The sequence below is a fragment of the Vibrio sp. THAF190c genome, from assembly GCF_009363355.1.
Taxonomy (GTDB): domain Bacteria; phylum Pseudomonadota; class Gammaproteobacteria; order Enterobacterales; family Vibrionaceae; genus Vibrio; species Vibrio fortis_A.
Genome location: NZ_CP045338.1, coordinates 1,806,524 through 1,828,684, shown reverse-complemented (window position 1 = coordinate 1,828,684; position 22,161 = coordinate 1,806,524). Strand labels below are relative to the sequence as shown.

Annotated in this window: 24 protein-coding genes; 16 read left to right on the top strand and 8 right to left on the bottom strand. The window is 43.7% G+C overall.

The window, feature by feature from the left end; translation table 11 throughout:
• Positions 1–74 precede the first annotated feature (74 nt).
• The 9 genes from cobT to FIV04_RS08065 all read left to right on the top strand — a co-directional run bounded on the left by cobT (position 75) and on the right by FIV04_RS08065 (position 8,869).
• Complete coding sequence (gene cobT / locus FIV04_RS08105; RefSeq protein WP_152468815.1) at positions 75–1,121, top strand: nicotinate-nucleotide--dimethylbenzimidazole phosphoribosyltransferase; 1,047 nt, start codon at positions 75–77, stop codon at positions 1,119–1,121.
• The gene (locus FIV04_RS08100) at positions 1,121–1,930 is read left to right on the top strand and encodes an adenosylcobinamide-GDP ribazoletransferase (RefSeq protein WP_152468814.1); all 810 of its coding nucleotides are present in this window, start codon (positions 1,121–1,123) and stop codon (positions 1,928–1,930) included. The genes cobT and FIV04_RS08100 overlap by 1 nt, the downstream gene beginning before the upstream one ends.
• A gap of 9 nt (positions 1,931–1,939) precedes the next feature.
• A complete protein-coding gene (gene cobU, locus FIV04_RS08095; protein ID WP_152468813.1) occupies positions 1,940–2,494 on the top strand; it encodes a bifunctional adenosylcobinamide kinase/adenosylcobinamide-phosphate guanylyltransferase in 555 nt (184 codons plus the stop codon).
• A 10-nt stretch (positions 2,495–2,504) separates the two neighbouring features.
• Positions 2,505–3,131, top strand: a complete 627-nt coding sequence (locus FIV04_RS08090; RefSeq protein WP_152468812.1) for a histidine phosphatase family protein — start codon at positions 2,505–2,507, stop codon at positions 3,129–3,131.
• Positions 3,132–3,207: 76 nt separating this feature from the next.
• Positions 3,208–5,004 (top strand): M3 family oligoendopeptidase, encoded by a 1,797-nt coding sequence (locus FIV04_RS08085; RefSeq protein WP_152468811.1) that lies wholly within the window; start codon positions 3,208–3,210, stop codon positions 5,002–5,004.
• A 240-nt stretch (positions 5,005–5,244) separates the two neighbouring features.
• Positions 5,245–6,273 (top strand): succinylglutamate desuccinylase, encoded by a 1,029-nt coding sequence (locus FIV04_RS08080; RefSeq protein ID WP_152468810.1) that lies wholly within the window; start codon positions 5,245–5,247, stop codon positions 6,271–6,273.
• Positions 6,274–6,391: 118 nt separating this feature from the next.
• Positions 6,392–7,387 carry a vitamin B12 ABC transporter permease BtuC gene (gene btuC / locus FIV04_RS08075; protein ID WP_152468809.1) on the top strand — a complete coding sequence of 332 codons (996 nt, stop codon included), beginning with the start codon at positions 6,392–6,394 and terminating at the stop codon, positions 7,385–7,387.
• On the top strand, positions 7,374–8,132 hold the full coding sequence (gene btuD / locus FIV04_RS08070; RefSeq protein ID WP_152468808.1) for a vitamin B12 ABC transporter ATP-binding protein BtuD: 759 nt from the start codon (positions 7,374–7,376) through the stop codon (positions 8,130–8,132). The genes btuC and btuD overlap by 14 nt, the downstream gene beginning before the upstream one ends.
• Positions 8,133–8,374: 242 nt before the next feature.
• On the top strand, positions 8,375–8,869 hold the full coding sequence (locus tag FIV04_RS08065) for a GNAT family N-acetyltransferase (protein WP_152468807.1): 495 nt from the start codon (positions 8,375–8,377) through the stop codon (positions 8,867–8,869).
• A gap of 89 nt (positions 8,870–8,958) precedes the next feature.
• On the opposite strand, the gene FIV04_RS08060 is transcribed toward FIV04_RS08065, so the two are convergent.
• On the bottom strand, positions 8,959–9,534 hold the full coding sequence (locus FIV04_RS08060; protein ID WP_032548874.1) for a nucleoside triphosphate pyrophosphohydrolase family protein: 576 nt from the start codon (positions 9,532–9,534) through the stop codon (positions 8,959–8,961).
• Between the two features lie 210 nt (positions 9,535–9,744).
• On the opposite strand from FIV04_RS08060, the gene FIV04_RS08055 reads away from it, so the two are divergent.
• Positions 9,745–10,824: a sensor domain-containing diguanylate cyclase gene (locus tag FIV04_RS08055; protein WP_152468806.1), complete on the top strand. Its 1,080-nt coding sequence runs from the start codon at positions 9,745–9,747 to the stop codon at positions 10,822–10,824.
• On the opposite strand, the gene FIV04_RS08050 is transcribed toward FIV04_RS08055, so the two are convergent.
• Both FIV04_RS08050 and FIV04_RS08045 read right to left on the bottom strand, forming a co-directional pair.
• Positions 10,817–11,389 (bottom strand): DUF1415 domain-containing protein, encoded by a 573-nt coding sequence (locus tag FIV04_RS08050; protein ID WP_152468805.1) that lies wholly within the window; start codon positions 11,387–11,389, stop codon positions 10,817–10,819. The two genes, FIV04_RS08055 and FIV04_RS08050, sit on opposite strands and share 8 nt — an antisense overlap.
• 109 nt (positions 11,390–11,498) lie before the next feature.
• Positions 11,499–12,704, bottom strand: coding sequence for an MFS transporter (locus FIV04_RS08045; RefSeq protein ID WP_152468804.1), 1,206 nt, complete (start codon positions 12,702–12,704; stop codon positions 11,499–11,501).
• A gap of 109 nt (positions 12,705–12,813) precedes the next feature.
• Here FIV04_RS08045 and FIV04_RS08040 point away from each other — a divergent pair, with 109 nt between their 5' ends.
• Complete coding sequence (locus tag FIV04_RS08040) at positions 12,814–13,686, top strand: LysR family transcriptional regulator (RefSeq protein WP_032548879.1); 873 nt, start codon at positions 12,814–12,816, stop codon at positions 13,684–13,686.
• A 465-nt stretch (positions 13,687–14,151) separates the two neighbouring features.
• Here the strand turns inward: FIV04_RS08040 and FIV04_RS08035 are convergent, their stop codons facing one another.
• Entirely contained in the window at positions 14,152–14,388 is a 237-nt protein-coding gene (locus tag FIV04_RS08035; RefSeq protein WP_032549688.1) for a glutaredoxin family protein, read from the bottom strand.
• 127 nt (positions 14,389–14,515) lie between these two features.
• On the opposite strand from FIV04_RS08035, the gene FIV04_RS08030 reads away from it, so the two are divergent.
• The gene (locus tag FIV04_RS08030; protein ID WP_152468803.1) at positions 14,516–15,013 is read left to right on the top strand and encodes a YgjP-like metallopeptidase domain-containing protein; all 498 of its coding nucleotides are present in this window, start codon (positions 14,516–14,518) and stop codon (positions 15,011–15,013) included.
• A gap of 3 nt (positions 15,014–15,016) precedes the next feature.
• Complete coding sequence (gene rlmF / locus FIV04_RS08025) at positions 15,017–16,180, top strand: 23S rRNA (adenine(1618)-N(6))-methyltransferase RlmF (RefSeq protein ID WP_152468802.1); 1,164 nt, start codon at positions 15,017–15,019, stop codon at positions 16,178–16,180.
• Between the two features lie 97 nt (positions 16,181–16,277).
• On the opposite strand, the gene pilW is transcribed toward rlmF, so the two are convergent.
• Both pilW and metA read right to left on the bottom strand, forming a co-directional pair.
• The gene (pilW, locus tag FIV04_RS08020) at positions 16,278–17,012 is read right to left on the bottom strand and encodes a type IV pilus biogenesis/stability protein PilW (protein ID WP_152468801.1); all 735 of its coding nucleotides are present in this window, start codon (positions 17,010–17,012) and stop codon (positions 16,278–16,280) included.
• A gap of 176 nt (positions 17,013–17,188) precedes the next feature.
• Entirely contained in the window at positions 17,189–18,130 is a 942-nt protein-coding gene (gene metA / locus FIV04_RS08015) for a homoserine O-succinyltransferase (protein WP_032548884.1), read from the bottom strand.
• A 285-nt stretch (positions 18,131–18,415) separates the two neighbouring features.
• Between metA and FIV04_RS08010 the strand changes: the two genes are divergently transcribed.
• The 3 genes from FIV04_RS08010 to FIV04_RS08000 all read left to right on the top strand — a co-directional run bounded on the left by FIV04_RS08010 (position 18,416) and on the right by FIV04_RS08000 (position 20,171).
• Positions 18,416–18,784, top strand: coding sequence for an ATP-binding protein (locus tag FIV04_RS08010; protein ID WP_152468800.1), 369 nt, complete (start codon positions 18,416–18,418; stop codon positions 18,782–18,784).
• A gap of 86 nt (positions 18,785–18,870) precedes the next feature.
• Positions 18,871–19,293 carry a DUF3859 domain-containing protein gene (locus FIV04_RS08005; RefSeq protein ID WP_152468799.1) on the top strand — a complete coding sequence of 141 codons (423 nt, stop codon included), beginning with the start codon at positions 18,871–18,873 and terminating at the stop codon, positions 19,291–19,293.
• A 626-nt stretch (positions 19,294–19,919) separates the two neighbouring features.
• A complete protein-coding gene (locus tag FIV04_RS08000; RefSeq protein ID WP_152468798.1) occupies positions 19,920–20,171 on the top strand; it encodes a hypothetical protein in 252 nt (83 codons plus the stop codon).
• 70 nt (positions 20,172–20,241) lie between these two features.
• Here the strand turns inward: FIV04_RS08000 and FIV04_RS07995 are convergent, their stop codons facing one another.
• Together FIV04_RS07995 and FIV04_RS07990 are read right to left on the bottom strand one after the other, a co-directional pair.
• On the bottom strand, positions 20,242–21,348 hold the full coding sequence (locus tag FIV04_RS07995; protein WP_152468797.1) for a M20/M25/M40 family metallo-hydrolase: 1,107 nt from the start codon (positions 21,346–21,348) through the stop codon (positions 20,242–20,244).
• Positions 21,349–21,751: 403 nt separating this feature from the next.
• Positions 21,752–21,937, bottom strand: coding sequence for a hypothetical protein (locus FIV04_RS07990; protein WP_150872626.1), 186 nt, complete (start codon positions 21,935–21,937; stop codon positions 21,752–21,754).
• Between the last annotated feature and the right edge of the window lie 224 nt (positions 21,938–22,161).

Here is a 22,161-nt window from a genome sequence, read left to right as displayed (position 1 = left end):
AACTACTGCTCTCTCAGCAAAAGCAGTCATTTAACGATTAAAATCTCAAATCATCACATTGGTAAGTCATTTCCATGCTAGACACTCAACATTCGGCGTTTATCCAGAATCGAATCGATCAAAAAACCAAACCATTGGGCGCTCTTGGCCTATTAGAGAAGACAGCTTTTCAATTGGCGCTCATTCAAAGTCAACAAAGCCAAATACCGGCTGAGACAATTCAAATCACGAAGCCTTCAATGTTTGTTTTTGCTGGTGACCACGGTATCGCGGATGAGGGGGTGAGTATTGCTCCGAGTGCTGTGACTCAGCAAATGGTATTGAACTTTGTCCATGGTGGCGCCGCGATTAACTGTTTCTGTCGGTTAAACGATATTGACCTAACCGTCGTGGACGCAGGTATTTTACAAGCTATCGATACCAGCGCGATTTCGGGCAGCAATACCGCAGTATTGGTCACTCAAAGGTTGGGTAATGGTACTCACAACTTTAATCAACAAGCAGCTATGTCACTTGATCAGGTCGAGAAAGGGATCAGCTATGGTCAGTCTTTGATTGAAAGTAAAATCGCGTATGGCTGCAATCTCGTTATGTTTGGTGAAATGGGTATTGGCAATACCAGCAGTGCCTCGGCAATACTTAGCGCATTAACTGGGTTAGATGCAAAAGAGTGTGTTGGCCTTGGTACTGGAATAGATGACCAACAACTTAAGCGAAAGCAGCAAGTTGTTGCCAACGGTGTCGAGCGTTGTGAAGGCAAAACAGTAGAGCAAGTGCTTGCTGAAGTGGGTGGCTTTGAAATTGTACAAATGGTTGGTGGGTTTATCGGCGCAGCTAAGGCGCAAACTCCGATTTTGGTAGATGGCTTTATTGTCTCGGTAGCTGCGTATGTGGCGAACTTAATTGAACCAGCATGTCGTGATTACATGTTGTTTGCACACAAGTCTCAAGAACACGCACATCAATATGTATTGAGAGAATTAAATGCCGAACCTATGTTGGATTTGGGACTAAGGCTAGGTGAGGGTACGGGAGCTGCATTGGCACTGCCTCTGATTAAGGCCGCCGCTGAGTTCTACAACAACATGGCCAGTTTTGAGAGTGCTGGAGTGACGGTGTAATGAACCAGTCTGAGACAAACAGCGGCTTTAAATATCAGTGGCAACTGTTTTTGTTGGCGCTGGGTTTCTTCTCTCGTCTACCAGTGCCCCATGATACGCCTTATTCGGAAGAGCGTATGAATCGAGCCGGGCGTTATTTTTCGACGGTCGGCATTTTGCTCGGGCTATTGTGCGCCACTGTTTATGTTTTGCTAAGTTTGTTCTTACCTGCTGACGTAGCATTGATCCTTATGATGGCATTTAGCTTAATGCTGACAGGTGCATTCCACGAAGATGGCCTGACAGATATGGCCGATGGTATTGGTGGAGGCATGACCCTTGAGCGACGCCTAACCATCATGAAAGACAGTCGTATTGGTACTTATGGCGCTTCTGCATTGATTATGGCTCTGTTAGGGAAGTGGGTGTTTCTGAGCGAGCTTATTGAGCAAACAAGTACCGCGGATCTTTTCATGATCTTGGTTTCTAGCTACGCATTTAGTCGAGCCATTGCAGCGTCGCTGATTTATGACATGCCTTATGTCAGCGATCCTGATACCAGCAAGAGTAAGCCATTAGCCAATAAGCAGACACGCACTGAAACTTTATTTTTGATTACCATTGGATTAATGCCGAGCTTATGGTTTGGTATCGAATTTAGCGCTTTGTTGTTAGTCATAGGCTATGTCGTCCGCACACTGCTTAAACGTTGGCTAACGCTGCGTATTGGTGGCTTTACTGGAGATTGCTTAGGCGCCGCGCAGCAGCTGGTCGAACTTTCAACTTACTTACTGTTTATCGCTACGTTTTATAACGGACTTATGGGGTAAACACGAATCATGAACAATGGAAAAACCACGCATTTAATTCTTGGTGGAGCACGCTCAGGAAAGTCGAGCTTCGCTGAAAAACAAGCCATTGAGAAATCGAGTAACGACGCGTTTCAGCTGCACTACATAGCAACTGCGACCAGTTTTGATGCTGAGATGGAGGCTCGCATTCTTCATCACCAACAACGACGGGATACGCGTTGGAACGAACATGAAGTGCCGCTTGAGCTTGCAAAAACACTGCGCGATTTAAATTCATCAGATGTGGTTTTGGTAGATTGCTTAACACTTTGGCTCAACAACGTGATTTATCAACTTGGCGAACAAGCGACTAATGCACAAGTCGAAAGTTGGATCGAAGAGTTAGTCGATGCCGTCGAAGTGAGCCCAGCAAATATCATTTTGGTTTCGAACGAAGTAGGCCTTGGGGTTGTTCCTATGGGGCAAGTGTCTCGTTTATTTGTAGACAATGCTGGCAGAATGAATCAAGCATTAGCAAAAGTGGTGAAGCAAGTTACTTTCATTGCAGCAGGTTTACCTATGATTCTAAAAAACGAAGGCTAACGGGCTCATATTGAACAAGATACGTACCAAAAATATTTACCTCGTTCGTCATGGCAAAGTACTTGGAGAGGCGGCGCTCAATGGCAAGACAGACGTGCTCGTTGACGCGTCACTCCAAGATGAGATTTGCGCAGAAATAACAGCGCTTCCGGTTAAATTTGATGCAGTAGCAACATCACCACTGCGCCGTTGTTATGATTTGGCAGAGAGAGCGGCGCAAGCCAAATCAATAGCTTTGCAGAGCATCGACGAGCTGCAAGAGATGAATTTCGGTGATGTAGATGGCGTGCCTTTCGATCTTCTTAGCGACCAATGGGATAGTTTGGAGTCGTTCTGGCAAGACCCAGCAAATCACCAACTTGCTGGAGCGGAAAGTTTACAGGCGTTCCATCAACGAGTAATTCAAGGTTGGTCGCAACTTATTAGTTGCACCAATGACAACACATTATTGGTTACGCATGGTGGCGTAATTAGAATGATTTTGGCGTATTGTTTGGATATTGATTGGAAGAAGCCAACGCTTTACTCCAACCTTGCCATTGGCAACGCGTCTCTGACACATATTCAAATCACACAAACAGACGACAATAACTATATCAGTGTGAAGGTGATTGGGCAGCCATTGTTAGCGACCTAGCACCAGCCAGTGAAAACTGGATTTTAATATATACCAATTTATCGATAGAACATCGCACAGAATAAGGACAGAACTCATGACAACGCCAAGTTGGGATTTGAGCATTGCATATCGTGGATTAGACGATTCAAAAATTGAACAAGATATTGAATTGATCGAGCAGTGTATCGAACTGTTATATCTTCATGTTGAAAAGCGCGATACCGTGATCGCGATGCAGAATGCGATTCAAACCTCCGAAGCGGCAGGCACGCTGTTGGGAACCATTCATACCTTCGCAAATTGCCACGCGTCAGTGGATGCAACCCATACCGAAGCGAAACAGCTTTTGGGCCGTGTTGCAAAACTCAACTCTGAAATGTCTCAGGCATTTAGCCCATATGAAGATACTCTGGTTCACGCTGATGTGGATTTCATCACCAAAGTACTAGATCACACCAGCCCAGATGTAGCAGGTCAAGGTTTTGCCATTGAGAGTTCTCGTAAACTAGCGGCAACTCGTCTAAGTGTTGCCGAAGAACAACTGCTTGCTGCAATGGAAGTTGATGGTCGTGATGCGTGGGGGCGTTTATACGACAACTTAACGGGTTCATTAAAACTCTCACTGCAGCTTGAAGGTGAAGAGGAAGAACTTGGTTTCTCACAAGCGGCGAGCCTTCTTTATGGTAGTGAATTTGATAAACAAGAACCGGCTTGGCGCGCTGTTCAACAAGCGATGGCGACGCATCAAGAATCGTTCGCTTCCATTCTTAACGCATTGGCAGGGTGGCGTTTAACTGAAAACAAAAAACGCTCGAAGATCTGTGATGTGCATTTCTTAGCCCCAAGCCTGCATGGAAGTCGTATCGTGCCTGAAACACTCGACACCATGATGGCAACAGCAAAAGCCAATCGCTCGGTAGGCCAAAAAGCGGGTTTGTTGATGGCGAAAGTCCATGGCCTGGATGAGATGAAACCTTGGAACCACCTTGCTGCGATGCCTCCACTGGGTGATGCTGAATCTAAGGTTTACCCGTTTGATGAAGCGATCGATGTGATTAAGACTGCCTTTGCAGAAGTTAATCCAGAGATGGCGCAGTTTGTTGACCTTATGGTTGAAAATGGCTGGATTGATGCAGCGCCTGCGCCAAACAAACGCTTGGGAGCTTACTGTACCAAGTTCGCAGCCACGCGTTCGCCACTGGTATTCATGACTTGGAGTGGAAGTCGTTCGGATCTTATGACTCTTGCTCATGAGCTTGGTCATGCCTTCCATAACTGGGTTATGCGTGACATGCCACTGTGTCAAACTCGTTACCCGATGACGTTGGCGGAAACTGCTTCAATCTTTGCGGAAAACATTGTTCGTGACTACTTGCTAAAACAAGCAGAAACGCGTGATGAGAAGCTAGAAATGCTGTGGGAAGAGCTCTCTTCATCTTTGGCATTGATGATCAATATTCCAGTACGTTTTGAGTTCGAAAAGGCTTTCTATGAACAGCGCGAGAAAGGCGAGCTTACGGCTAAGCAGTTGTGTGACTTAATGGAGAAAACGTGGAAAGCGTGGTACGGCGAAGCAATGAGTGAAGCTGACCCTTACTTCTGGGCTAGTAAGCTGCACTTCAGTATCTCGCAAGTGAGTTTCTACAACTATCCGTACCTGTTCGGCTACCTATTCAGTAAGGGCGTGTACGCGCAACGAGAAGTTAAGGGCGAACGCTTTTACAGTGACTACGTCGCACTTCTTAGAGACACAGGCAGCATGATGGCTGAAGATGTGGTGGCTAAGCACCTAGGTATGGATCTTACTGAAGCGGACTTCTGGCAACAGAGTATCGATATGGTGTCTGCGCAAATCGACGAGTTTGAAAGACTGCTCAATCAAGAAGATTAATTGATCTTAATCGGTTCATACTCAATAAGAGCTGTGGTAGGTTACACGGCTCTTATCTGATTGATATAGCTTAAAAACCTCGCAAGGTTTAATTCTCCCTGATATAAGCAGGGCCAATATAACTATTTATGGGCAGTATTTGTGAGTGATAACGGAGTTTCTGTTGATAAGTGCGATCATAGCAACACAATTTCTTTGTACAATTTATTAACATACGGCCGTGCAATTAAGGAGTAGCGCATGACGAAATCTCTCTTTCGCCAATCATTTCTTTTGGACAGCCTAGATCTTGAACAAGAAGTGCTTGCAGGACAAACCGTACTAGGTAATGGAGTACAACTAAAAGTCCATCAACGTGGTGTCTTTGAAGTAATTCCAGCGGATTACGATCAACAGACCAAGAACATCATTTTTTCAACAGGCGTTCATGGTGATGAAACCGCACCAATGGAACTGGTTGATAAGATTATTGAAGACATTGAAACAGGTTTCCAATCAGTAAAAGCTCGCTGTTTGTTTATTATCGCTCACCCAGAAGCGACCAACGCTCATACCCGTTTTCTTGATGTAAACATGAACCGTCTTTTTGACGATAAAGAGTATGAAGTAAACCGCGAAAGCAAGATTGCGAACCATCTAAAGCACTTAGTTACTGAGTTCTATCGAGATACTCAACCTGAGACGCGCTGGCATTTAGACCTTCACTGTGCAATTCGTTTATCGAAGCACTATTCATTTGCAGTAAGCCCTAAAGTTCGTCATCCCGTTCGCAGCCAAGAGCTCATTGATTTTATTAACAGCGGGCACGTAGAGGCTTTGCTGCTTTCAAACTCTCCAACCAGTACATTCAGTTGGTACAGTGCAGAAAACTTTGGTGCGCAGGCACTAACAATGGAGCTCGGGCAGGTGGCGCGCATTGGTGAGAACCAACTCGATAAGCTAACGGCATTTGATTTGGCGATGCGTAACCTTATCGCTGAAACTGAGCCTGAGCACCTACCAAAGAAAACCATTACTTATCGTGTAAGTCGTACTATTGTTCGTTTACATGACGATTTTGACTTCATGTTCTCAGACTCAGTTGAGAACTTCACTGCATTCAAACATGGTGAAGTGTTTGGTCACGACGGTGATAAACCATTGATGGCTAAAAATGAGAATGAAGCAGTAGTGTTTCCAAATCGCAATGTTGCTATTGGACAACGTGCTGCACTAATGGTGTGTGAGGTAGAAACTCGATTTGATCATGGCCAACTGGTTTACGATTAATCAACGCTACTAATTCATCTCAAACGATTGATATCACAAGGTTCGCACGTTATTGCGAACCTTGTGTTTATTTGGGGATACAGGTAAGGTTACGCGAACTTAGTTAAAGTAGCTTGATATGGATTTCCAATACCTTATTCAACAAAAACAGCGACGCTGGACTCGCGCCATCTATCTGATGCTTGCAGCGCTGTTTGTTCTCAGCGGCCTCTATTTAATGGTCGGCGATCTCTTTATCTCTCCGTTGAATACACTCTCTCCACTTGAAGAAAAGTTACTGGTTGATTTACGACTTCCACGTCTGCTTGCTGCAATTGCAATAGGCGCAGCGCTTGCCGTGTCTGGAGCAAGCTTACAAGTTTTGTTAGGAAACGTATTAGCAGAGCCCGGTGTGCTCGGAATTTCCGGTGGCGCTAGTCTCGCAATGGTTGTTGTTCTGTTTTTCTTACCGTTCGCTCCAACGCCCGAACTCTTTATGATTGCAGCGGTGATCGGCTCGCTCTGTTTTACACTTCTGCTGGTGGGCATGGTGAGAGCGATGCGTTTAACCACCGCAAAACTCTTGTTGATTGGCGTTGCACTTGGCATTTTGTCGGGGGCGATGGTGACCTGGGCATTCTATTTTAGTGATGATTTAAGCCTTCGCCAACTGATGTATTGGCTGATGGGTAGCTTAGGTGGTGTCGCTTGGTATCAACACACTCTTACCTTAGTGATGATTCCCGTCGTCATATGGTTGTGTTTGCAAGGAAGTAAACTAGACAAACTGATGATAGGGGAGGTACACGCAGCTCAGCTAGGTATCAACGTATCGTCACTACGCTGGCGTTTGATTTTCGCTGTCTCAATACTTGTCGGTTGTGCCGTCGCCCTTGGGGGCGTGATCAGCTTTGTGGGCTTAGTCGTGCCACATCTATTACGTTTGGCGATAGGTACTGATAACCGATATCTGCTTCCACTCTCTGCGGTATCAGGTGCAGCATTGTTGGTGTTTGCAGATATCTGCGCTCGTACACTGCTTGATTCTGCTGAGTTGCCGCTTGGTGTTATGACAACCACGATTGGTGCGCCAATCTTTATTTGGATGTTGGTGAAAAATCATGATTCAAATTAAAAGTTTAAGCGTAGGCTCAAGGCTGCTGCCGCTTTCATTCGACCTACAACCGGGGAAGGTTACTCATGTTATCGGCCCAAATGGCAGCGGTAAGAGTACCTTACTCGAGGCGATCTCTGGTATTGGAGAGGGTTATACAGGTGAAGTGATGTGGGCTGATAAACCACTATCGAGTTTTTCATTGCAAGATCTCTCTCTGCAGCGTGCTTATTTAAGTCAGAGTGCACGACCAGCGTTCAACCTAGAGGTGTTCCAATTTCTTGCTTTGTCCCTGCCAAGTTCTGCAGAGCCTCACAGCGCGATCGTGTCTGAGGTGCTGACAGAGGTTAGCGAGATGCTCGAGATAAGCGATAAGCTGCACCGCTCAATACAGACCCTTTCTGGCGGCGAATGGCAACGTGTCCGTTTGGCGGGTATGTGTCTTCAGATTTGGCCGTCGTTAAATCCCTATTCGAAGTTACTGATTCTTGACGAGCCAGCTGCACCGCTGGATATTGGACAAGAAGCGTTGCTCTATAAGCTTATCGACCGGGTCGCCAAGCAAGGGATTGCAGTTTTAATGGCGAACCATGATTTGAATCGAAGTTTACGGCATGCTGACCAAGTGCTTCTGTTAGATAAAGGTGTGTTACAAAAGGTTGGCACAGCTGAAAAGGTGATGGTTCCAGAGCAGCTCGAGCAAGTGTTTAATACCCGAATTAAGAGTATTACTGTCGATGATTCCACTTATCTACTTTTCGAATAATTCATTCACGGCCTTAGTTTCAAGTAAAAGAAGTCGCGTTTTCTCTGGGCCTTAATTGACAGCTAAATCTGACTACTAATGGCTCGTTCCCTTAAGGCGAAACGCTATCTAGCACCTTTTACTATGTAACTTATTAATTTCATTATTTTTCTTCTAGCCTGTTGTTATTTAACGCTGTTTTGTTACTGTGAAAGGAACAGCAATTAGAGTGATAAAACAACATGAACTAAGAAGGAAATGAAATGGAAATACAAGTAAGACGCACAGAACCGAGTGATGCAAGAAGTGTTAAAGAGATCTACGAGTGCCCAAATGCGTTTCGCGGCACCCTGCAACTCCCACACCCTTCGCTCGACCTCTGGGAGAAGCGTCTCACCCATGTTCCAGAGCATGTCTATTCTTACGTCGCGTTGTACCAAGGCGAAGTCATTGGCAACCTTGGCTTAGAGGTCTGTGTTAACCCGAGACGCAGGCACGTCGCCTCGTTGGGCATGGGGGTCAAAGATAACTTTGCGGGGAAAGGTGTTGGTAGTGCATTATTGCAGACTGCGGTCGAACTTTGTGATAACTGGATTAACATTAAGCGCCTTGAACTGACAGTTTACACCGACAACGAGCAGGCTATTAACCTCTACAAAAAGTTTGGTTTTCAAATTGAAGGGGAGTCTGCGGCATTTGCATTTCGTGATGGCGAATATGTTGCGGCTTACCACATGGCAAGAATCCAACCAAGCTAACTCAGTCAGCCACATTGGTCTGTAGAAATAAACAAAAAGCGCCTCAGAACTTGAGGCGCTTTTTAAATTTCGCTTATAAGGAAATATTTTTAAACCGTTAGCGGCGCAAGATCAGCTGGACGGTAGTAAACCGACTTAAGCACTTTACCTTGGCGAATGGTTTTCTCTTCTGAAACGAAATCTTCTGCACACTTCGCGATGATGTAATCACCTTTTTGTACAGCCATTAGCTTGATGTTTTGTTCAGCGTAGAATGCTTCAGTTTCTGCATACTCTTTCTCGTTGCGACATACCTTACTCATGTTGCTTGAGTGCACTTCGTCCCAGCATGGTAGGAAGTCGATAGCGCGGTTCTTCGCGACATTAAGTAACAAATCAATTAGGTAGCTGATTGCTAGATTATCTTCAACTTTGTCTTGGCCCATATGGACTAAACGACCCATCAATACATAGACGCTGTCGACGATTGCATCGGCTTGTTCTGTTTTTGAATCGGCTTCTGCAAGTTCAGTCAGCTCTTCGATGGCTAAAGATGTGTGAAGAGTATCGCCTTTGTCGTCCATGGTTTCTGGTGCAGCAACAGGAAGATCAAAAGTGCTACGGAACTCTTTAATATCGCGGTAAAGGTGATCGAAGATGGTTTGGTTTAGTTGAGAAAGGGTCATATTCCTATCCATTTGTCTTTGGTAGACGGGCATTTTAGCAAAGCTAGAAGTTTGGCGCTATTCACAAGACAAGCAGTTGAGAACATATTCTTTGTGTCAATGTCTCTGATTGCTATCAAAGTATTTGTATATTGATTGTTTTTCCCTTTTACTCATCAATATCAGGAATGGCTTATATGAGAGCCATCTACTAAAGTAGAGAATCGATTTATGAATAGAGCCAGCGAAAGCGAAGTTGTTATTCGACGCTTGTATCAAATTACTAACCACTATCAAAAAGGGTTTGATGTACAAATCGTACAGCTCTTGGAGATGGGCTTACAACGATTTGAACTCGATATTGGAATTCTATCTAAAGTCGAAGGGGATAATTACACGGTTCAATATTGCGTCACTCCTGAAGATGTACCACTCCAACAAGGTGACTCCTTTGATTACAGAGCCACATATTGCGAGATTACTTGCCAAGCTCGTGGCCCGATTTCAATCGAACATTGCGGCACACATGATGTTTACGCCGCACACCCAGCATACAAAGCTTTCGCTTTAGAGTCTTATATCGGCATTCCAATCTATGTTGATAATGAAATCTACGGCACCTTAAACTTCTCTAGTCCAACACCTTATTATCGAAAATTTAGAGAGATTGATATCGACGTGATGAAGCTGATGGCTTCGTGGATTGAAGTGGAGTTGGTTCGAAGAGCGCAAGAGTTGCGACTTAAACAGCTTAATGAGAAATTAGAATATCAAGCCCTATACGATCCACTGACCAGACTACCCAATCGTCGTTGCCTATTTAAAAAGCTGAATGCAGAGGTTGAGAAGCTTAGGGCAGGCGAAGGGGTTGGTAGCATTGCGGTGATCGACATTGATCACTTCAAGAAAGTGAACGACAACTATGGTCACCAGATCGGTGACGATGTGCTTAAAAAGATCGCCAATGTTCTAAGAGAAAATACCGATGAGGGGGGGATTGCAGCTCGATTCGGTGGTGAAGAATTCATCGTCTGTTACCCTCAATCTACTCCTGAGTATGCTGAGCGCCGCATAACGCAACTTTTACAGTCAGTGAAAACGATCACTTTAGACAGAGAGCCTATTACCATTTCAGCGGGTGTTTGCCACTTTAAACTGGCCGATGAAGGTGATCAACTCAATAGAATGTCGACACTCGACAATTTGATAAAGGTTGCTGATGAGTGTTTGTATCTCGCCAAAGAAAATGGGCGAGACCAATTTGTAGCCCGCCCATATATAATGACTTCGCAGAAAGTTTGTACTAGCTAGCGCCAAACAAATACGGGAATAGCTTACGTCGCTCTTCCGGTGTCAGAGACTCCACACGAGCGATGTTGGTGTCTGGAATTGCTTCTGGGTTCGGGTAGTGCTTCAACACTTTTTCCATGCTCTCTTCACGAATTAAATGATAAACCGGGTAAGGGGAGCGGTTAGTCAGGTTCTCATCATCTTCTGGATCTGCACCACCAAAGCAGTAATCAGGGTGGAACGTCGCCACTTGGTAGATACCTTCCCAATCTTGCTGCTTAATAAGCGCCTCGATCCAATCAATAAACATGTTGTAGTCAAAGAAGTCTTGAAGCATGTTTGGAACAACGACTAGCGTTGTCTCTAGCTCCTTCGGCGACGTGTTATCGAGTTCCACAAAGTGCGCCATAATATCTTCCAACAACGCCTCTTCAGTTGTGGCTTCACTAACGAAAATCTTAATCTGCTTGTTACGCTGTGGTTTGGCTGCAAAAGGACATAGGTTTAGTCCAATCACAACATCATTTAGCCATTGTTGAACTTGGTCGTGAATAACCTGAAGATCGTTCGAGGATGGGTTTGACATGACTTGCTCCGAATAATTTTTGCGTAGCATAACAAAATCAGTCGTAATCAAAACCCTAATTTGCCGTTACTGTACTAATCGGTCTTTCAAACACCCAATAAAGTGTTTCTCAGACTTGCGCTTGAGTCATTGCAGGTTTGGTTTCGCGATGGTGGTGAAGTTGATAGAGCCAGATGAAGATCAAGCCATACAACAATGAACCTCCTACCATAACGCCATTCCAGCCGAAGTGTTGCCAACAATACAGTAGCAGGAACCCACCCAAACTACCGCCAATATAATAATGAACGAGATAAAGCGCAGTTGCGGTCGCTTTTGCTTTGGTCGCTTTTTGACTTACCCAAGCATATGCGAGTGTGTGGGCAAAGAAAGCGCCGAAGCTAATTAATAGAAGACCAGCAATCATGAAGGGGATCTGTTCAACGGCAGAGACAAGCATGCCGAGTAAACTGATACTTGCGCCAAGAGCGATACCCGCGAGCGGATCATACCTTTGTGTCCAGCGACTAGAGAACTTGGAGCTAAGCGTCCCTGCTAGATAACAAAGAAAGATCAACGACGCCAAGCTGACCGCAAGCGAGTGAGGTTCTGCGACAAGCCTGAACCCCATTACGGAATATAAGTTAACGAATAGGGCAAAGTTAGCACCACCAATGAGCATCGCTGTCCAAAGTGTTGGATTTTTGAGGTGAGTGATCACTGCTCGGTTGTGGTGAAAGAACAGACCTTTCTGCGGCTTAAATCCATGTTGATTTGGCAGTTTCCAAGCGATATAGAGAGCACCAATAGATGAACTCACCACAAAAAAGAGGATAGCTGCATGCCAATCGAAGTAGTCAGTGATGAGCCCACCTATCACACGTCCAAAAATCCCACCTAGCGAGTTGGCCGCAATATAGCCACCAATAGCGATAGCAAACGCTCTAGGTGTTAACTCTTCGACCATATACGCAACGGCGACGCCAGCAAAGGCAGCAACTGCAACCCCCATGATTGCGCGTGTCGCAACCAGTTGCCATAACGTTGAAGTAAACACCATAGAGAGACCAACTAGCGGAATTAAAAAGAGGCTAAGTAGAATAATAGGTTTTCGGCCGAAGCTTTCTGATGCGATGGCCCAGGGAACAAGGCTGAATGATAAACCGAGTGTAGTCGCAGCGAATAACCAGTTAACTTGAGTTTCGCTAACTGAGAACACTTCCGCCATATGAGGAAGAATGGGTTGGAAGACATAGAGGTTACAAAAAATAATAAACGAGCCAATCGCCAATGAACGGGTGATGTTTCTGTATTGTGGCGTGCCTGCGTCAAACATGAGGTGAACCTTGTATTATTTATTTACCGACTTGTGAACAAAGTATCAACTCATCCTTGATAAAAGAAATATATTAAAAATATCATCTCAATATATTTTTTATATTAACATGCTTGAATCAAAATCTCTTCGTCATTTCTTAGCGGTTGCCGATCACGGCAACTTCACACAAGCCGCCAAGTCGCTTCATATCGCACAACCAGCCTTAAGTATCTCTATAAAAAAGCTCGAACAAACCCTTGAACTCACGTTATTCCGACGGGGAGATAAGCAGGTGACGTTAACAGAAGAGGGAAAAGTGCTGTACGAGCACGCCAAACGTATTGGACAACAATTTGAAGATGCTCAACTGGCGATGAATGAGCTGAAGGGGTTGGAAAAGGGGGAAGTACGATTGGGCGCGCCAAGCATGATGGGAAGCTACTTTTTTCCAAGAGTGGTTATGGCGTTTAAAAGTCAGTACCCAAACCTCAAAATCACCATGATAGATGCTGGTACCGCCTCAATTAGAGAGATGTTGCTTAATGGTGAGCTCGATATCGGTGTGGTGAACCATGATAACGTGCCCGAAGATCTAGAAACAGACCATCTACTGGCCTCAGAAATGTTGGCGGTTGTTGGTAAAGACCACCCATTCGCGGCCCAAAAAAGTCTGACCTTTGAGCAGTTCTTTGAGCAAGACTTGATCATGTTTAAGTCGGGATATTTTCATCGAGATTTTATTGATCAAATGCGCGTGAAACACGATCTTGACATGAGCATCGCCTTCGAAACGAATTTGTTACCTATGATTTTGTCGATCGTAAAACAGGAGTTCGCAATAACCGCTTTGCTGAGTTTGGTGACTGAATATGAATCGGATGTTGTGGGTATTCCATTTAGTGAACCAGTAAAACTTAATTTATCGTTAGCATGGCGAAAAGAAGGGTATTTATCGAAGGCAGATAGAACCTTTATTGAATTTGTTAAGCAGTATGTTTAACCAACAATTGTGTCAATAAACAGTCGCGAGGGTTGTTTTGTAAAAATCAGATATTTTGCGGATGAATTATATAACCATTAAATTTTTGATTGTTATTGGCTAAATGTCACATAATTTATATGAATAAAATATTCAATTTTACCGATTACCTATTGATTTTTAGGGATTAAATGTAAATTTGGTTTACTTTCAGTAATGATTACGTATAGTTCAAATTATTGACATTATATTGATCAGATTCTATGAAGTGTAAATGTAAAGAGCAGCAAGTAGTAAGAGTACACAGAACTTTGTTTGATAAAATTTTGGGTATTAAAGCGAAATACAAATGCGTTAAATGTAACGCTGTCTTTAAAATTAAAGGCTGATTTGATTCTACAATTTTTATATTTTTGTGTATTACTTGCACAAAAAAGCCCGCATTATGCGGGCTTTTTTTATGATGCAATTTAAACCGACTCGATTCTAGTTGTAGTTGGCGTTGTACATCTTGTCGAAGTTTTTCTGATTCCATCCAACCATGATTTGGTCGCCAATCTTAAGTACTGGGATTGAGCGAGCGCCCATTGCTTGTAACTCTTTACGGCCACGCTGCATTTTTGCGTTGGTCAGGCGGTAGGTGATGTTCTTTGAATCTAAGTAGCGTTGAGCGTCTTTACAATGAGGGCATTTATCCGCTACGTACAATACAACACGTTTCATTTCGGTTCTCTCTTGATGGTTCTGGGCAAAGTGTAGCGAATCTAAGGTGAATAGAAAAGTGTGATCAGTTACACTACACGGCTTTGGTTTGTGTCCTCTCTTAAGAGCTCTTTTAAGGCATAGCTTCATGCACCCATCACTGCGTTATATTCAAGGTTACCCGCAACACATTATTGATCCTGTGACACAAATGGTTGAGTCCGGTCGATTGGTAAAATGGTTCGAGTCCCGCTATCCCGAAAACCATACTATCAAGAGCGAGAGAGCGCTGTTTGATTACGCGATGGGGATTAAAAACCGTTATATGAAGAAGACGCCACCAATCAGTAAAGTGGTATACGACAGCAAAATCCACCTAATCAACAATGCATTGGGCCTGCATTCGTATGTGGCTAAGAACCATGGCGGAAAAATCAAATCTAAGAATGAGATTCGTATCGCCAGTGTGTTTCAGAATGCACCAGAGCCTCTCTTAAGAATGCTCGTGATTCATGAACTCGCACATATCAAAGAGAAAGAGCACGATAAAGCCTTCTATCAGCTATGTTGTCATATGGAGCCTGAGTATCACCAATTAGAATTGGATGCTCGCCTGTTTATGATCTATTTAGACTTAAAGAAATAAACGATGAATCAGAAACCTAAACGCAACTTTGCCTCTAAAAATCAAAATGATAAAAAAAATGCATCAGCTAAGATGTCTAAGGGCCAAAAACCTGCGTCATCAAAGCAACGTGCCACGTCTAGTAAGCAAAGCAAAGCAATAAAGAAATCTAGTCAAACTACGGTAAAGAAACCACAGGTCAAAAGCGGTTTGCACCCACGAAACCAACACCGTGGGCGATATGACTTTAATGCTTTAGTGAGAGCTCTACCTGATCTGAAAGACCAGTTGGTGAAGAATCCTGTTGGTGAATCGACAATTAACTTCTCTGATCCATTATCTGTGAAGCTTCTGAACAAAGCTTTGCTTGCACATCACTATGGTGTTCAACACTGGGATATTCCTGCTGGCTACTTGTGCCCACCGATCCCGGGACGCGCTGATTACATTCATCGAGTTGCTGATCTGCTTAATAGTGAAAGTCAGGGCAAGCCATACCAACATGATAAGGTTAAAGCCCTCGATATTGGGGTAGGAGCAAACTGTATCTACCCAATCATCGGGACTACGGAGTACGGATGGCGTTACAACGCAAGTGACGTGGATCCTGTCTCGGTTAAGGCTGCTAACTTTATTGCTGAAAGCAACCCTAACTTGAAAGGTAAGATTCACTGTCGATTACAACATGACTCAACAGCCTTCTTTAAAGGGATCATTAAGGAAAATGAACGTTACGACGTCACAACATGTAATCCGCCATTCCACAGCTCTTTAGAAGAAGCGCAGAAAGGGACTCAGCGAAAACTCGATAACCTTGCGGCGAATCGTGCAAAAAAGCAGGGTAAATTCGACAAGAAGGTTTCGCGTCCGAGTGCAATGGCGAGTAAGCAAAGCAAGCCCGATCTTAACTTTGGAGGCCAAAAAGCAGAGCTATGGTGTCCGGGAGGCGAAGCTAAATTCGTCACTGGTTTAGCAAAGGAGAGCTTGGAGTTTGCTACGCAAGTTCTATGGTTCACAACTCTGATTTCCAAAAAGGAAAACGTCGCCGTATTAAAGGATCAACTGGTTAAGCTTAACGCGAAAGAGGTTAAAGTCGTTGAGATGGCGCAAGGACAAAAAATCAGTCGTTTTGTCGCTTGGAGCTTCATGGATAAGTCGCAACGCCAGACTTGGATTTCGCTGAAGTGACTATAGTAGGCTACTGTTTTGCCGAAGTAGAACAATAATGGAAGCCGGTGGCTGATAATATTCAGTCGTCGGCTTTTTTAATGAACGTCGATTTATCTTAAGAGACTTTCATCTCATCAAGCATAGATTGATACTTGTCGCGTAAAGCTTTGTTACCTGCTTTTGATTCCAACTCTACTAAGATCTGTAAAGAGGGGATTTGATACCCATATCGCTGGTGGAACTTAAACAAGCGCAATCTTGCTTCTCGAAACTCTTGCTGTGATACCTCGATCTTTGTCAATTGCAGTATTGATTTAATACGGTTTGGCTCGTGGTCGAGAGCGCGTGTGAAGTAGTACTTAGCCTTTTTGCTATCACCTGACTTTAGTGCGCAAAAGCCAGCGTTCTCATAGCTTGCCGAAACTAAGTAGTAAAAGGGCTGGTTAATGGCTTTGTTGAAGTATCGGTCGGCCTGAGCATAATCGCCTTGCTTACAGAGAAAGGTACCGTAGTTATTTAGAACGTTACCATTGTTCGAGTCTAGTCTCAGCGCTGTTTTATATTCCTTTCTCGCTTCGTCGGTTTCTCCAACTTTTTCATAATAATGTGCCATCGATAGGCGAGCACGATAGTAGCGAGGGGCGTGTTGAATCGCCAATTCAAGATTCTCTCGTGCACGAACCATATTTTCTTGATCCATATAACCTAGCCCGAGAGCGATTCGAGACTCAGACATTGCAATAGGATCGGCTTCAACTCTTTGTGGTTCACCTTCTGTTACTGACACACATCCACTGAGCGCAATTAATAGTATGAAGGGGGATAAGTTGGCTAACTTGGGTGAAGGCATTGAGAGGCTCCTTATGAATTCACAGACATGATAGGAGAACTCGAATGGTTGGTTGGCAAAAAGGCGAGCTAATGCGACCCAATCGCCATAAAAAAGCCGCTTGTTACCAACTCAAAATAGAGAGGTGACTAACGGCTCGAATAAACGCATTGGTTTCAAAGGTCTGTTCAGATGAATCAGTCGTCCTTGGTGAAGTTTTCTTCGCTGAAATGATCCAAATCGTATGGCGTTTGTTGGTAAACGCAATAGTTTAGCCAGTTTGAAAACAACAGGTGACCATGGCTACGCCAACTAGCAATAGGCTTGTTATCAGGATTGTTGTTAGGGTAGTAGTTAATCGGTATTACCGGCTCCATCCCTTCGCCAAGGTCACGAACGTATTCATTGTGAAGCGTATGTGCATCGTACTCCGGGTGCCCAGTCACAAACACATTTCGTTTATCTTTTGTCGCTGCTAAGTAAACACCAGCGACGTCAGATGTCGCCAGAATATCGAGGTCCGTATGGTCGGATAGGTATTCTGGTGAGAAGTCAGCATAGCGAGAGTGTGGTGCTAAGAAGGTATCGTCAAAGCCGCGCAGGATTGGATGGTACGGGTTATGAATCTCATGATGATAAACACCAGATAACTTTTCTTTACGAGTACGTTTCGGTAGATCGTAAAGCAGTTTCAAGCCTGCTTGAGCCGCCCAGCAAACATAAAGGGTAGAGGTAACGTGTTTGTTAGCCCACTCCATGATGGTTTTCAGGTGATCCCAGTAAATCACATCTTCAAACTGAACCAAACCTAGTGGCGCACCTGTGATGATCAGTCCATCAAAGTTGCGGTTTTTTACCATCTCAAATTGACGATAAAAGTTATCAAGGTGCTCAGTTGGTGTGTTTTTGCTTGGTCTATCGTCGATACGTAATAGCTCGACATCCACTTGTAGCGGGCTGTTCGACAATAGGCGTAAAAATTGAGTTTCAGTTTCAATCTTCTTCGGCATTAGGTTGAGGATCAAGACTCGAAGTGGACGAATTTCCTGTGTCGATGCTCTTGATAGCGGCATAACAAAGATGTTTTCTTCACGAAGAACATCGCTCGCTGGCAATTGGTCTGGAATGCGAATAGGCACAGCTTTCTCCCTAAGCTAGATATTTAGACGTCTATACTTCTGAATCTATAATATATTGTGACGCTTGTCGACATACAAAACGCACCTTTGTAAATATTTCGTTATTGAATCCGCCGGGTACCTGCTCATCTATGAGGTTACAGAACCTATGTTGGGACAATTGAATACACACTAGTGAACGTTTGATGCTTAAAACAGCGCTTAATGATCTAGGTTTATGCTTTTGACCTCAGATACGTTAACATTTTGCTTTCACTCTATTTTTGATGATCGGTGAGTACCAGTTTGAAACTTATCTTAATTCGAGGTCTGCCTGGTTCTGGCAAATCAACAAGAGCAAAATCTCTCGACGCATTCCACGTAGAAGCCGACATGTACTTTGTGAATAGCGACGGTGATTACTGTTTCGATCCCGAACTACTCCCCAAAGCACATGAGTGGTGTCAAAATCGTGCGGAAGATGTCCTAAAACAAGGTCGTGATGTAGTAGTTTCGAACACGTTCGTTAAGCGATGGGAGATGAAGGCGTATCGAAACATGGCGCGCAAACATGGTGCTGAACTGGTTATTGAGGTGTGCCGTGAACAGTATGGCAATATTCACGGAGTGCCGGAGTCTGTGGTTGCACGCATGAAGAAAGATTGGCAAGAATAATAAAATCTTCATCATCGAATTCGATGACCCAAAGTGTCTTGTTGTATGAAGACAAATGAAGAAAACAGTCAAAGGTTAAATGAACAATGGCAAAACGTTCTGTTGTCGTGGATATGACTTCTTATGGTATCTACTCGACTTGGGATTCAAAATCTAAAGACCTACCAAAGATTCAGGAATTCACTCATCGTGTAGAAGCCGAAATCGATGTGGAGTTTGGGTATATCATCAACATCAAGAAAGCCAAAGGTGAAAAGATCCGATACTGCATCTATCACCCAAACATCACCACCGACAAAGGAGAAGTACTCGAGCCATTCGACGGTGAAGAGTATGTCGGAAGCAATGACTGGGACTTTTATCTCGGCGATACGATTTGGGCGCCTATCGACAATAAGATCGGTAAATGGAGAATGACCGTTGAGCTTAAGGGGAGAGTGATAGCCGATAGAACCTTTGATTTAGTTGCGAAAGATGAAGGTCAGTTTTGGAAAAGGCGAGGGTTCTAAGCTATTGTCTTAGATTCGCAAAGCTCCATTCAAATAACAAAGCCAAGCCGCCACGCTTGGCTTTGTTGTTTCTGCTCGAATGAACATATCTTATCTAAATTAGGTGGCTTTACACTTCTTCTTAACCTTTTGATTTTTAAACCCTTGTTACCTCATTGATATAAAAGAGTCTCTTTCTTTCTATAAATAATAGAGAGTCTCGAAAGCAATATGGATACTACACCCTCACCAAAGTAGAGCGTTAAAGGTTCTATGTGCCTCTTTTTATGGGTGAAATATGATAACGATAGAAACCGCACTGTTTGGCCCCCTAACAATCAGTAGCAGTCAATTAATAGACCAATCTCGTACGAGCGTTAAAAAAGCGAAAAAGACCACCAAGAACATATTCACGGCAATAAATGCAGACGACAACCAGCCTATCACCATAGATGAGGCATTAAAGATACGTCATAAAACACACTTCATATGTGATGATTGTGGTCACAGGTTAAGAGCACATAAACGCTCCAAAACTGGGGCGAATGCACACTTCGAGCATCTGACAAAGAACCCACACTGTAATTATTGATAATATTCTCAAAGGCCTCGCTAGAGGTTGAAATCAAACCAAGAAAGGAAATTTAATGTTGTACATTCTTGTCTTAGCTATCGCTTTAGCGATCGTGGTGTTTGTTGCTAATTCCAAGAATAGAATGAAAGCAGAGCAGCTAAAAGATTCGTACCTTAAGAGATATACGAGCAATGAAGAGCTGTTTAATCAGAATGACTTTTTGAGTATTGTTTTTGCTCAGTTAGAGGAAGGCAATCGAGTAGCCGTTAAAGATATCGAAGAAGCGTTAGACGTGATGACAATGATGGAGTCTTCTCACAAATAACTTAGCGTCATGTTTTCCAGATAACAAAAAGCCAAGCGATGATGCTTGGCTTTTTTAATTTCTATCTGGTTTATTGCGTTACGTAGGTAATAACAAACTCGGTGATAGAAACCATGTCTTTAACTGCGATGTACTCATCAGTTGTATGTACTTTCGCCATACCGGTTGATAGGTTAACGGTAGTTAAACCCTTCGCATTAAAGTTGTTTGCATCACTACCGCCACCAGTACCCTTAGTTGCAGCGGTAACGCCCAATTTGTCGAATGCTGATTTAATTGACAGGATGTGCGGGTGGTCATCAGCAATAACGAACGCGTCGTATGCACGAGTTGATTCTATTTCAACTTCTGCACCAAACTGTTTAGCGCTCTCTTCAAAAGTAGAGATCATGTGGTTAACTTGATTAGTTAGCTTGTCACCATTCAGTGAACGCGCTTCAGCGACAACCGTTAGTTCTGGCATTACGATGTTGGTCGCTTGTCCGCCCTCAACAATACCAACGTTCGCTGTGGTTTCTTCATCGATACGTAACAAGTTCATCTTAGTGATAGCGTCAGCCGCAACTTGAATTGCACTAATGCCTTCTTCTGGCGCTAGACCTGCGTGGGCAGGGCGGCCTTTAATCTTAGCGACAATTTTTTGTTGGCCTGGTGCAGCGTTAACGATAGTACCGATAGGACCGCCTGTATCCAGTACAATTGCGTTGTCTGATTGGATGAAAGACATATCAAAGTTTAATGAACCAAACAGACCGCCTTCCTCATAAACAGTGAATGCGATCTCAATGGTTTGGTGCTCGATCCCTTCTGCTTTGATGCAACGTACTGCTTCCATAATCGCAGCGATGCCTGATTTGTCATCACCACCTAGAATGGTATTGCCTTTGGAACGAATGATACCGTCTTCAATGATTGGCTCAATACCAATCCCCGGCGTGACAGTATCCATGTGGCAGCTAAATACGGTGCTGCCTTCTAGTGAACCTTCTAAGCGTGCGTAGATATTGAAGCCGTTTGAAACTTCTTCTGGTACAGGCAGTTTGTGAACGGTGAAGCCAAGTTCACCTAGCTGTTCAGCTAGTGCTTCAGCTATCGCTTTTTCATTACGTGATTCACTGTCAATTTTTACTAGATCGCAAAAGTGCTCAACTAGACGTTGCTCATTAACTTGGGTCATTTATAACTCTCATTATGATGACCACTTTTTCTTCTGAAATAGTGGTCTGTAGGAACAGGAAATTCAATATAACGCCAACTAGGCGGTACATTGTCTGAGTTAAATCAAGAAAATGCTCTGAATCGTCCAGATTTCTAAAAAAACTGAGTAGCAATTTATGGCGGTTGTAGGAATGAGCTTTGATATCACCAGTGTGAATTTAAGACAGCAATTGATGTGCTAATTGAATAAAGATGACAGTGATAAACTCATTGTTGAACGGATCTGTTTATTAACTGCTCTTGAGTTGCGGAGGGGGAGTGACAGCAAACCTTACTTGGAGGAAATAAAGTTTGCTGTCAGAGCACAATTTGATGTTTAGTAGGTATTAACGATTACGGAGACAGCTCCATCTTTGAAGCCCCTATTTAGCTATTCCTTGTAGCAGCTCAACGAGCTCAGTTTCAGTAGATGGCTCTCTTTCTAGTTCAAAGACGGCTGATGCGCCACCTTTCAACATATAAGCACGAGTGCTGCAGTGGTCATAGTGGAACCATTTTCCATCGACACACACATCGGTATAACATCTCGGGTCTTGTTTTAGTTCCATATTGCTCTCCTTAACATTTGCTTAACGAATTTTAGGCTAATTGATCACATACTTGTTAAACTTGATCTAAATCAATGGCTAGGCGCTTTTCTGTATGGAAATTGTACAGAGTGTGTCCTGCGTACTGTATTTAGCTTGATGATTGAGTAACGAAGATGTGTAGAGCTTGGTAAAGCTGATGCTTTTTCTTGCCTATGACGACTTTTATACATACGCTAACGGTT